At 54.6% G+C, this 11,709-nt stretch carries 9 protein-coding genes; all 9 read right to left on the bottom strand.

What is annotated here, in order from left to right; genetic code table 11:
• Nucleotides 1-11 precede the first annotated feature (11 nt).
• Nucleotides 12-1,253, bottom strand: coding sequence for a lipopolysaccharide biosynthesis protein (locus MRBLMS1_RS19565; RefSeq protein ID WP_485881266.1), 1,242 nt, complete (start codon nt 1,251-1,253; stop codon nt 12-14).
• Between the two features lie 99 nt (nt 1,254-1,352).
• Nucleotides 1,353-3,263: a polysaccharide biosynthesis protein gene (locus MRBLMS1_RS19560; protein WP_485881264.1), complete on the bottom strand. Its 1,911-nt coding sequence runs from the start codon at nt 3,261-3,263 to the stop codon at nt 1,353-1,355.
• Between the two features lie 112 nt (nt 3,264-3,375).
• Nucleotides 3,376-3,936 carry a sugar transferase gene (locus MRBLMS1_RS19555; protein ID WP_485881262.1) on the bottom strand — a complete coding sequence of 187 codons (561 nt, stop codon included), beginning with the start codon at nt 3,934-3,936 and terminating at the stop codon, nt 3,376-3,378.
• Nucleotides 3,937-3,946: 10 nt separating this feature from the next.
• Nucleotides 3,947-4,885 carry a UDP-glucose 4-epimerase family protein gene (locus tag MRBLMS1_RS19550; protein ID WP_485881260.1) on the bottom strand — a complete coding sequence of 313 codons (939 nt, stop codon included), beginning with the start codon at nt 4,883-4,885 and terminating at the stop codon, nt 3,947-3,949.
• 370 nt (nt 4,886-5,255) lie between these two features.
• Complete coding sequence (locus MRBLMS1_RS19545) at nt 5,256-6,920, bottom strand: heparinase II/III family protein (protein ID WP_485881258.1); 1,665 nt, start codon at nt 6,918-6,920, stop codon at nt 5,256-5,258.
• Nucleotides 6,921-6,972: 52 nt separating this feature from the next.
• The gene (locus MRBLMS1_RS19540; protein ID WP_485881256.1) at nt 6,973-9,096 is read right to left on the bottom strand and encodes a bi-domain-containing oxidoreductase; all 2,124 of its coding nucleotides are present in this window, start codon (nt 9,094-9,096) and stop codon (nt 6,973-6,975) included.
• A gap of 25 nt (nt 9,097-9,121) precedes the next feature.
• Nucleotides 9,122-9,916: an AglZ/HisF2 family acetamidino modification protein gene (locus MRBLMS1_RS19535; RefSeq protein WP_485881254.1), complete on the bottom strand. Its 795-nt coding sequence runs from the start codon at nt 9,914-9,916 to the stop codon at nt 9,122-9,124.
• 1 nt (nt 9,917) lies between these two features.
• Nucleotides 9,918-10,532 carry an imidazole glycerol phosphate synthase subunit HisH gene (gene hisH, locus MRBLMS1_RS19530; protein ID WP_485881251.1) on the bottom strand — a complete coding sequence of 205 codons (615 nt, stop codon included), beginning with the start codon at nt 10,530-10,532 and terminating at the stop codon, nt 9,918-9,920.
• A complete protein-coding gene (locus MRBLMS1_RS19525; RefSeq protein ID WP_083411622.1) occupies nt 10,529-11,677 on the bottom strand; it encodes an N-acetyl sugar amidotransferase in 1,149 nt (382 codons plus the stop codon). The genes hisH and MRBLMS1_RS19525 overlap by 4 nt, the downstream gene beginning before the upstream one ends.
• Nucleotides 11,678-11,709 lie beyond the last annotated feature (32 nt).

The raw sequence follows: 11,709 nt of genomic DNA, 5'->3' as shown, positions 1-11,709 counted from the left end.
AGAGCGCATTCTCAGTCGCTTAATTGTGTGCGATTTGCAACCCACCATTGGCGCGATAGCGCAATCAGGCAGGCAAGGACGAAGCCAAGCAAGGCGCTCGCCACCAGCGCTGTCGAGAGGCGGGTGGTGCGGTTTTCCGGCAAGCTCGGGCCGGCGATAAAACGGCTTTTTTCCAGATACAGATTGATCGAATTCTGATTGTCGACCGTAATCTTGTTGTAAACCTCTTTGACCAGTTCATCATTCAAGTTCTTGTTCTTAAAAGCGCGCTCTTTGCTGGCTTCCAATGCGCGCAATACGGCTTCGCCGGATTTATTGGCGTCGAGTTCAGCCTTGGCGAAATCGTAGTAGTCACGTAGCAACAGATTTTGTTGCTGTTCCCGTTTAGCCTGGTAAATGGCTTCTTCCGCTGCATTGGCCTCGACTTCCGCACTCATCAATTGCGTCACTGGCGATAGGTAGCGTGAGTTTTCATCCGTCACAGTGACGACTTGAGATGCTACTTGCACCTCGGATTTCGGATAACGGGAAACTATCTGCTTAAGATTGCTGATGCGCCTACCGTATTCGGCCAATTTCTCTTTGCTGCCAATGATGTCATTGTCAAGTTTTGTGATTTTTGCCGTAATTTCCAAATGCTTAAAGCGCAGTGCATCGGTATAGATCAGGTAGACAATCGTGTCGATCGTGTAGTGTCCCAGTAGGGCAACGATACGCTGCGCCTCTTCTGGCGTGCGGGCTTCGTAACTGATGCGCAAACCGATTACATTATTGCTATTTTCCTTCGGTTGCTCCATCAAGTCTTTTGCATCGAGTTTGGTAAAAGGGAAAATTGGCACGATGGTCGTGTTCAAGTTTTTTTCGTTGGTAATGTTGCCGCGTAGACTGAGTATGCCGGGAGTATTCTCGAGTTTGGTGGCGCGCACATAGTCATCGAAGCGGCCACGGCTGCCAATCGCCGCCGAGTATCGCTTGTAGTCACTGAGTTGGATGCCGGCAGCGGCTGCCTTGATGTCGTTTGACTTTGGCGTTTTTTCTGTTTGCAGGGGGATGGGGCCGCCAAATTGCAAAAAACCCTCACTCTTGTACTTGGCAAAAAACAGTGTACTACCCAGCCCCAAGGCAATGCAGGCCACGGTGATTCCAGCAATCATGCGACGCGCATGCCATAGTGTACTCAGGAGATCGGTCAGGGAAATCAGACCTTCGTCGTATTCTGTGCTGTGTTGAGCGAACTCTTCCTGCTTTTTCATGTAATTTCTCAAATTATGTATAGATGAATAATATGTACAGAGGAGGACCTGCAGGCACTTGTGCTTTGTCGGCTGTGCGGTCTCTCCCTGGCTCCGGCATCAGCCGCGCAATGCCCGTGCCTTATTTCTTTCGGACCAGATCAAGTCCTCAATGCCGCATTGCGGCGTGTATTCCTTCACCGCCTTCAACAGTACGGTCCGCACATCCTCATAGGCGAAGCGCTTGCAAGCGTCATCGAGCTCAGCCAGCAGTAGCTGCAATTCGGCGTGCGGTATTTCAGATTCCTGTGCGCGCATGATCAGCGGGTGATCTGTCCCCTCGACATTGTCTCCGATGAGCAGTTCTTCGTATAGCTTCTCGCCGGGGCGTAGCCCGACATGTTCGATTTCGATGCCGTCCGGGGACGACTTGCTCTTCACTTCGAGTCCGCTCAAATGTACCATGCGTTCGGCCAGATCCATGATCTTCACCGGAGCCCCCATGTCGAGCACGAAGACATCACCGCCTTCGCCCATTGCGCCGGCCTGCAGCACCAGTTGCGCCGCCTCGGGAATGGTCATGAAATAGCGCGTAATTTCGGGGTGAGTCAGGGTGATGGGGCCACCGGCCATGATCTGCTTGCGGAACAGAGGGACGACTGAACCGGACGACCCCAGCACGTTGCCAAAGCGTACCATGCAAAAGCGCGTCCTGCCGCGTTCCTGTGCAAAAGCCTGCAGTATCAGTTCAGCCAGGCGTTTTGTCGAGCCCATCACATTTGTCGGGCGCACGGCCTTGTCGGTAGAAATCAGCACAAAGCATTTGACTCCGGTTTCCATCGCCGCTTGCGCAATGCTGAGTGTGCCAAAGACGTTGTTGCGCACGCCTTCGACAGGGTTATATTCCACCAGTGGAACATGCTTATAGGCGGCGGCATGATATACCGTTTCCACCGTGAAGGTACGCATGATCATTGTGCATTTTTCCGTGTCCAGCACAGAACCCAGGAAGGGAATCAGTTCGAGCTCCTGCCCATGCAGGTGTTTCAGTCCCTTCAGCTCCTGCTTGATCGAGTACAGCGCAAATTCAGACATTTCCAGAAGAATGAGTCTCGATGGTTGCAGGCGGAGGATCTGGCGGCACAGTTCAGAGCCGATCGAACCGCCAGCGCCAGTCACCATCACCGACTTGCCGGTGATGCAGCTGGCAACCAGATTCAAGTCTGGCGCTACTTGATCACGGCCGAGCAAGTCTTCGATTTCAATGTCGCGGACGTCTTGCAGGCGCTGTTCGCCGCTGACCAAGCTTTCGACAGGAGGAGTTACCTTGATCTTCACCTTGAACACTTCGAGCTTGTCGAGAATGCGTTTTTTTTGACTTTTCGTCAATGACGGCATGGCGAGCAGAACTTCACTGATATTTCGTTTGGCAATCAGTTCTGCCAAGTCCGACGGAGCGTGTACCTTGATCCCGGCCATGGTCGTACCTCTAAGCTCCTTCATGTCGTCGATAAAGGCCAACGGCTGATATTCGTGCCCTGCGCGCAAGGCTGTGGCTAGCTGTGTCCCAGCCTTGCCTGCGCCATAGATGGCAACACGAACTGCCTTGTGCTCTGCATTGGCTTGCAGCAGGAAGCCGCGTGCCAGAAATCTGCTTGCCACCACATAGGTGATTGCACTCACCCAGTAAATACCAAAGACACCGCGGGAAAGCCCTTGCATATGTGTCAGAAATGCACCCAAGGCCACCAGCAGCGCCACCGAGATCGTCACGCCCAATAAAATGACGTAAACGATTTTCTGGTCAATGAAGCGTATGACGGCGCGATACAAACCAAGACGGATAAAAATGGGAATCGAAATGAGTGGAGCTGCCAGGATAATCCACAAATATTGGCGGAATAAACTGTAATCGACGACGTCATACCGCAGAAGAATGGCAAGGGCGAATGTCAACGGTAAAAGAAATAAATCAGCCGTTGCCGCGATCATTTGTTTATGGAAACGCGATATATCAAGAAAGGATTTCATGTCACTATTGTAGCGTGGTGGTGGTGGTGGTGGTGTTGTTGAGCAGTGGTATTGTTTATGATGCCTGCTCAACAATATGACGGCAAAAACCACATCAAGGTAAAGTTGGTATCTAGTGCGTTACGCCATCTCTGCGCACGACCTTCAGGAAGGTCAGGAAGATAATCTTTATGTCGAAGAAAAGAGATTGCTGCTGCATATACTCAGCATCCAGCCTTACTTTTTCAGGTATTGCCAATTCATCGCGTCCGCTGACCTGGGCCAAGCCAGTCAAACCCGGCAATATTGTGCTGACACCCTGTTGTGTGCGCAGTTCAATAAGGTCTTGCTGATTGAACAGCGCCGGACGGGGTCCCACGAAACTCATGTCGCCGCAGAGGATGCTCCACAACTGGGGTAACTCGTCAAGGCTGGATTTACGCAGAAATGAACCTGCCGGGGTCAGGAATTGCTTCGGGTCAGTTAGCAAATGGGTCGCTACGGCCGGGGTCCCTGTACGCATTGTACGGAATTTTGGCATGCGGAAAATACGATTGTGCCGGCCAACGCGGTCTGACCAGTATAGAACTGGGCCGGGTGAGGTCACTTTGACCAGTAGCGCGACCAGGATAATCGGCGGTAGCAGCAGGATGAGCGCGATTAGTGACAGAGTGAAATCGAAAAACTTTTTCATGTTAGAACCGTTAATGGAGGGATAGAAAAGCGGAGGCAGTTTTGCGCACCGCTTCAGGCAGACTCACCACCGGCAACCAGTCCAGAGTTTGCTTAGTATGTGAAATATCCACTTGCAGTGATTCCAGCAAGCGCCGTGCTTGCGTCGATTGCCCCAGCAGGGAGGCAACGAAGGTAAGGCATGACGCAGGTATAGGAAGCAGGCAGGCACGCTTGCCCATCGCCGCCGATAGCATCTTGAGCAATTCTCCAATGTTGACATCGCAGTCATCCGAGACCATGAAGGTCTCACCAGCCGCTCTGGGGTGGGAGCTGCAGAGTATGAGCAGATCGACGAGATTGTCTAGGGCCACCATGCTGCGGCGATTATGTACGGCTCCCAATGGTAGCGGCAGCCCGGTTTTGGCCAACCGCATCAGACGATGAAAATTGGCGCGTACGCCAGGACCGTACACCAAAGGCGGTCTCACGATCACCACTTCCATACCGCTTTGTCGGGAGAATTCTCTCAGCGCGCATTCGGCTTCGTGCTTGGATTGGCCATAAGGGTCCTGTGGTGCGGCGACATCTGATGCAGTGAAGGGTTTCGTCAACGTGGACTCCCCGTTCACCTTTACGCTGCTGACAAAGACAAATCGCTTCACGCCTTGTTGTGCGGCCTGCCGTGCGAGATTCATTGTTGCCGCAACGTTGATTTCCCGGTAAGCGCCCAATGCATCGGCAGCGTTCTCCTGCATGACATGTACTCGGGCTGCCAAATGAATGACAACGGAACAAGACTCCAGCGCTTCAGTCCATTTCGTTGTCGCGCTCAAATCACCGATTGGAAACGTGGATGGCGTCATTTTCGTTCGCGCGGCTGCGGAAAATTGGAGTTGGCGCCGCGTCAGTTCTTCGCACAGCGCGGCGCCGACAAAACCATTGGCGCCAGTAATCAATATTTTTTGCATTATTATAAGATAAGATTCTTGCGGTATTTTATGACGGCGGCACAGTTGATTCTGTAAGATAGAGTAAGCTTTGTATCTATTTGCAACAACATCTAAATAAAGCACCCCAGCCATGTGCGGTTATCTATTTCATACCCATGCGCAGGCATATCTGTTACCTGTTATGCGCATCGTGCATGTCTGTTTAATCGCTGCTATTGAAAAAAGCATGAACGCAAGTTATAAATCCGGCGAATGGCGTACTTGCTTTAGAAAAGGACTCGCAGCATACCATGCCAAGATGGCCGCCACTTCTGTTTCCATGGCATGCCACCTTTTTCTTATACCTCATCACTATCGATGCAACACTTCTTGGGGTGTGAGTTGCGACCTACTTTTTTATCGCAGGGTGCCAATGGATTGCGCTTGTCAGCGTCGCTCCAGTCAAGCGCAACACCAGGCAGCTTGTTGGCTGGGATTGTCCGAAACGCGGGTGCCAGGTGCTTTCCACGATTTTGAGCGTTCCTCCCGTGAGCCCGAAGTCGACAAGCTGGCCTTCCGGTAACCTTAACTGGCATTGCTGCTGCGAAACCCCATCCATGATGCGGACATCGGGATGCAAGTGGAAGTGTGCTTCTGCCTGGCCGAAGGCGCCGCTTACAGTGTCGCCCAGTTCCAGGGAACCAGGCGCGATGTGCCATATACGGGTGTGCAGGTTTTTTCCGGGAAGGCGATGATAGCCGTCGTGCGCGCAAGAGACCGAGATTGCATCTTGGCCTGGATTGATCTGCAATGCTGTGGTGCGGGCGCGGCGCGCAACACGAAACCCGCTCCATACTTCGGAGGAATCTTGCTGGTCGACGCAGACCGTGTTGTGGGCGCTGGTGCCGCGCTGGCGTAGACGCTCAGTCCCAAGGCCGTATTCTGAGGTGCCGGAATTGACGAAGACGCGCTGCCCAAATAAAGACAGCTCGAATGACAGGGTATCGGCGTGGGCATGGCCAGGCAGGTAGTCCGGTCCAATTGGTCCTATATCGAGTAAGGCCACTGCCTGGTCTTGTTGAATGCGCAAGTAGCCGCTATCGGAAAGGTGATGTACACCGTCCGACAGGGAGGGTACACAGACATGGCCAAGCCGTGACGCATACCTTTCCAGTTCCGGTGTCGGCACGGCAATGTCGAAAGCGGCGTCATTGAAGAAGCTGATTCTCCGGTCAGGGTGGCTCATCGCCAGCAGCCAGAGGTACATGGGGCCTGCCAAGGCACGCCAGCTATCGGCCAGCGTGCGTGCACGTGCGTCGAGAGCCGCGCCGAACGCTTGCGTCACATTGTCTAGGTCAAGGATATCTTCCAGCGCGAGCGCATGGTACATCGTGCTGCGTTCGAACTGGCCCCCGTCGGGCAGGATCTGCTCGGGAATTTCGCTGGCCAGTATTTGCATTCCCGTTGCCAGCCATTCCGCTGCTTCGGATCCCGAAAAAAAGAGTCCGGCAAAAATCAATGCCTTTGCGTTTGCAAACAGGTGGTTGCCTAACAGGTGGATCTCCAGTCGCTTCGACAGCCAGCGCACCTGGGCTGCCAGGCTGTCAAGTTCTACTGGCGACAGTGGCATGCCGTTCAGCGCCCATTTGATCCAGTTGATGACTCGCAGCGAAGTCGGGTAAGGCTCCCAGCCACTACCTTGCCCAGGCGGGTTTTCGCGCATCCAGCGGCCCAGCAAACGGTGATGTTGCGGCCCCTGCCCGGCTGCGTCATCGCTGTGCAGCATATCGAAATAGTGCAGATTGTAGCGCCACAGTTTGCCTACGGCAGGATCGTCCCAGCCCTGCAGCGTATCTAGGTCGTGTGTTTCATTCAGGAAGCAAAAAACAGCCTCTCCCGAAAGGCTGGTCGCGCGCGCCGCTGGCACCACCCATATGCCTGACAGTGGACGCAGCGGCGGGGCCGGACGCAAGTCGGCACTTACCGGCTTGTACTTGAACCAGATCCGGCCATAGAACTGAATAGGTTTCAGGTGCCGCAAGGTGTGCCAGTACTTGAGCGCCACGCTGTTCATCGGATCACCCACACGCAGGCGGCGAATTTTTCGCCTGCTCCACCGTACTGGCTCAGCATTGTGCAGCGGTGGCTAGCGCGATCGTCACCCGGCTCACTTCCATGACTTCATCGTATGGAATAGGGGCTTTTCCGGTGTCTTGCATTGCTGCGACGAATGCCGCCGCGCATTGCTTTTGTCCCTTGTCCTGGCGCCAAAGATTCATCTTGGAAAAACCAGGCCAGCCAAATGCCGTCAGCTTGCGGAAGTTGTCTAACTGCAATACCCGACCGCTGGTGAAAATTTCGAGTCGTTCTTTCGGGAAGGCTTTGCTGCCATTGGCCAAATAGTGAATGGTGCCGATCGAGCCATCCGCGAAACCGAGCTGAAGTGCGACGGTGTCAGTGGTGGCCGCTTGCATCTTGTGTACGCGGTATTCGGTAATCTGTGAGCCAGCAAGAAAGCGTAGCAGATCAATGAAATGACATCCCTCACCCACGATGCGCCCTCCGCCCACTTCATTGTCCTGTGTCCAATGCTGTGCCGGAATGGCGCCAGCATTGACCGTCATGACGAAGGTCTTCGGCTCGTGCATACTGTTCAGCAAGGATTTGATCTTTTGAATATGCGGCGCGAAGCGACGATTGAAACCGACCATGATCATGGCTGGATGGCCTGCTAGGGCTGCGGCGCGGTATGCCACGTCGATCTTGTCCAGCTCTTCGGCGTGCAAGGCCAGGGGTTTTTCAACAAATACATGTTTGCCGGCAGCGAGCGCCTGGCAAACGAGCTTGGCATGGCTATCATGGCGAGTGCTGATGACGACGCCATGAACCTGCGGATCAGTGAATACCGAATCGGTATCCGTCGTGGTGGCGTGGAAACCGAATTTGCGCCCCGCATGGACGCCCGACACGCCATTGTTCGACACCACTGTTTTCAGCGTCGCGGCTGCGCTCTTGAAGGCGGGAATCAAGACCGCCGTAGCATAGTTGCCCGATCCGATGAAGGCCAAACCAGCTCCGCGAGGCCCGGCGTCCGCCAGTGCAACCGTACGCTGGCGCAATACCGTGTCGGGAATGACCTTTTCGGATGGATATTCCAGCAAAATACCGAGCGCTGGTGCTGTGCCCGACAGCAGGGCATAGGCACTTTCTGCCTGGTCGATAGTGAAGCGATGCGAGATCAGCGCGTCAACGTTGAGTCGGCCGTCGGCCATCATGTCGAGTACGGCCTCGAAATTGCGCTGCTCAGTCCAGCGTACTAGGCCGACCGGATAGTCCTGGCCTTTTTCCTCGTAATTCGGGTCGTAGCGGCCCGGTCCATAGGAGCAGGAGACCTGGAAGCTGAGCTCTTTTTCATAGAAATCGGCGCGTGACAGTTCCAGCCCGGTGACGCCGACCAGTACGATGCGTCCGCGCTTGCGCGACATCAATGCGGCTTGATGCACCGGTTCGTTGCTGGTCGTCGAGGCGGTGATGAGTACAGCGTCGACGCCGCGCCCGCGCGAGAAGGCACTGGCCGCCGCCAGGGGGTCTTCGCCAGCGCTCAGATCGACGACCTCGGCACCATATTGTTTGGCTAGCTGCAACTTGGCAGGATCGTAATCTATGCCCAGTACGCGGCAGCCATGTGCGCGCAGCAATTGCACTGTCATCAGCCCGATTAAACCCAAACCTGTCACTACGACTGCTTCACCGAGAGTTGGTTGTGCCAGGCGGATACCTTGCAGGCCGATCGACGCCAGCACGGTGAATGCGGCCTGGTCGTCGGAGACACCTGGCGGAATCGTCGCGCACAGATTCATAGGCACGCTGACCACTGCCGCGTGCTTGCCGTTCGATATTACGCGGTCGCCCAGCGTGATGCCGTTAACGCCCTGTCCGGTTTGCAGCACCGTGCCGACATTGCAATACCCCAGAGGCAATGGCTGATCGAGCTTGTTGAATACCGCTTCTAGGGTCGGCGCCAGCCCGTCCGTTTTAATTTTGTCGAGTACCATGCGCACCTTGTCTGGTTGCTGGCGGGCTTTCTCGATCCATCCCGCCTTGCCGAACTCGACCAACATTCGCTCGGTGCCGACGGAGACCAGCGTGCGTGATGAGCGTATCAATACCGCACCTTTGCCCACATTAGGGCAGGGCACGTCGGCCACAGTAGTAGCGCCTGTTTTCAGGCTTTGCAAAATTTGTTTCACTTATTACTCCATACCTCTGAGAGGATTAAATAGCGCCGTCGTTCCGTTGGCCCGCTTTCAGGACCAACGCGTCCTTGTCTTGACGGTTGGGATAGTTGATCAGGACGGCGCGATACGTGCCCTTGAAAACAAACAGGCTGCCGGCAGCGGCACCAATAATATCGAAGCGGCGAATCAGGTCGCTCACGTCCTGCAGACTGCCGGCGCCGCCCAAAGCTGTCATGGGCAGCGTAATCGCGGCCCGTACGGTGTCGATCAGGTCGACATCGTAGCCCTTCATCTGGCCATCGCGCTCGATCGAGTTGATGACAATTTCGCCGGCGCCAAGTGCCTGCATTTTCTTTGCCAGTTCGGCCGGGCCGAGGCCGCTACCTCGGCTGCCATTGTGCGTGAATACCTCGTATTTGCGGAACAGGCCGCTCTTCTTGACGTCCAGTACAACAACGACGCTTTGGCTACCGACCTTTTCGGCTGCACGGGAGACGAGTTCCGGATCGGTCAGCGCCGCCGAGCTCAGAGCGACCTTCTCGACGCCAAGGCCGATGATCGTTTGTATCTGCTCGACCGTTTTCACGCCGCCGCCATAGCACAGGGGCATGCGGCATTCCGCTGCCAGCGACTTGATCAGTGCATAGTCGGGCTCGCGCCTGTGTACGGTGGCATCGATATCGATGACGATCAGTTCGTCAACTTCTTTCTCATTGAAAATGCGCACGGCGTTAAGCGGGTCGCCGACATACTTTGGGCTGCCGAAGTTGACGGTCTTGACCAACCCGCCATTCTGGATCAGTAGGCAGGGAATAATTCGTGGTCGTAACATCTTACAGCTCCGCAAAATTCTGTAACAACTGGATGCCCCATTGATGACTCTTTTCGGGGTGGAATTGCACGCCAAAGACATTGCCGGAATTGACGCTGCACGTGAAGGGGCCGTTATAGTCGGCCACCGCCAGCACATCTTCCTGCTTGTGCGGGGAAAAATAATACGAATGCAGGAAGTAGAAGCGTGCGTTCGTTTCCAAGTTCTTGAACAGGCTGTCGGGACGCTGCGGCACAACGTCATTCCAGCCCATGTGCGGCAAATGGGTTTGGTGCACCATGTGCGTGTCGTCGAAGCGTTTGACGTCGGCATCGATCCAGCCGAGGCCGGGCAAGCTGCCCTCGTCGCTGCGCGTGGCGAGCATCTGCATGCCGACGCAGATGCCGATGACGTGGCTGTATTCGCCCTGCACCAGTTGGTCCAGGCATTCGCGCATACCCGATTCCTGCAAGCGCGTCATCGCCCAATCGAAGGCGCCTACGCCTGGCAGGACGATTTTTTTCGCACCGCGCAACTCGGCAGCGTTGGTGGCGATCGTAACCGGAATGCCGAGGCGCTTGTAGATGTTGGCGACGGCCAGTACATTACCCAAGCCATAGTCGACGATGGTGATCATCGTTTGCCGCCCAGCTCCAGGCCAAGGAATTTCATGACCTTGGCGCCAAACAGGTAGAAACTTTCCTGCGACTTATAGTCTTTATAGCTTTTGTTCGGGGCATCCATATAGCTTTGCAGTTCGGCCACGGTAATACCCAGCTTTGTGGCCACGTATTCGAATTCCTGGCGTGCCACGTCCTCGCTTAGGGCTGGCTGTTTCAGGTTTTCCAGAGCTTGAGCTCGGGTCATCTGATTGGTCACGATTAGACTTGCGTACTGAACGCGACGGGTATCATAGCCAAATTTCTTTGGCAACCAATAACCTTCGTAGAAGCGCGTGAAGCGCGATTCGAAGTGCTTTTGCGGATATGGCTGCCAGTCGAATTTCTGCTTGAGCAGTTCAACAGCCTCTTCCTTGATATATGGTCCGAAGTTAAGCGGACGCACAATTTTAATCCCTTTGATGTAGGGTAAGTAAATCTTGTGGCGCAAGATGGAGGTTGTCGGGAAATTCTTCAGGGCCTTCTTGCCGAAGCGTCGGTGAATGTCGTGCAATTGGATGGAATCTGACTGATAGTACATCCATTCGATGGGATTGCGAATGCACTCGGTCGACAGGTTGGCCCCGGTCAGAATGTACTTGATACCATGTTTTTCGGCGAACTTGTACATCGTCGCGAAGAAGGCGTAGTCTTGCGGGGTATCAATGTGCGAGACGCCGGACTTGAAGAAAGCCAGCTGCAGGTCGCGCATTTCCTGCCAGTCGATTACTTCGGTGTACAGGTCGAGCTTGAGGCAATCGACAATGCGTTCGATATTGTTAACCGCTTCTTGCGAGTTCCAGCCAGCATCGACATGGAATACCAGCGGCCGCAAACCCAGTTTCTCCTTCGCGATATACGTCAGGTAGGAACTGTCGATGCCACCGCTCATGCCAATGATGCAATCGAAATCCTTGCCTTTGCCGGCAACCTTGATGGCGGCGGCGAGCTTGTCCAACTCCTGCTGGCCACGCGCATCCGTGTGCCAGTTTGGGGCAATTTTTTCCTTGAAAGTGGTGCAGTGATCACAGACCCCGTTCGCGTCAAAGGTAATCTTTGAATCGGACGTGTCCATCACGCAATTAGTGCAAATTTGATAATTTAACGTGGCAGCGGACGACATAATCGTTCTTATTCCTAGAGGTTGATGTTGCA

The sequence above is a fragment of the Massilia sp. LMS1-1-1.1 genome, assembly GCF_040815535.1.
GTDB lineage: Bacteria > Pseudomonadota > Gammaproteobacteria > Burkholderiales > Burkholderiaceae_D > Janthinobacterium > Janthinobacterium aestuarii.
This window is presented reverse-complemented; position numbering and strand designations above follow the sequence as displayed.

What these genes read in the sequence shown, in the direction of transcription:
- MRBLMS1_RS19565 (WP_485881266.1), bottom strand. Translation starts at nt 1,253, where the DNA reads ATGAAAAAGCAGGAAGAGTTCGCTCAACACAGCACAGAATACGACGAA.
- MRBLMS1_RS19560 (WP_485881264.1), bottom strand. Translation starts at nt 3,263, where the DNA reads ATGAAATCCTTTCTTGATATATCGCGTTTCCATAAACAAATGATCGCG.
- MRBLMS1_RS19550 (WP_485881260.1), bottom strand. Translation starts at nt 4,885, where the DNA reads ATGCAAAAAATATTGATTACTGGCGCCAATGGTTTTGTCGGCGCCGCG.
- MRBLMS1_RS19555 (WP_485881262.1), bottom strand. Translation starts at nt 3,936, where the DNA reads ATGAAAAAGTTTTTCGATTTCACTCTGTCACTAATCGCGCTCATCCTG.
- hisH (WP_485881251.1), bottom strand. Translation starts at nt 10,532, where the DNA reads ATGATCACCATCGTCGACTATGGCTTGGGTAATGTACTGGCCGTCGCC.
- MRBLMS1_RS19545 (WP_485881258.1), bottom strand. Translation starts at nt 6,920, where the DNA reads ATGAACAGCGTGGCGCTCAAGTACTGGCACACCTTGCGGCACCTGAAA.
- MRBLMS1_RS19525 (WP_083411622.1), bottom strand. Translation starts at nt 11,677, where the DNA reads ATGTCGTCCGCTGCCACGTTAAATTATCAAATTTGCACTAATTGCGTG.
- MRBLMS1_RS19535 (WP_485881254.1), bottom strand. Translation starts at nt 9,916, where the DNA reads ATGTTACGACCACGAATTATTCCCTGCCTACTGATCCAGAATGGCGGG.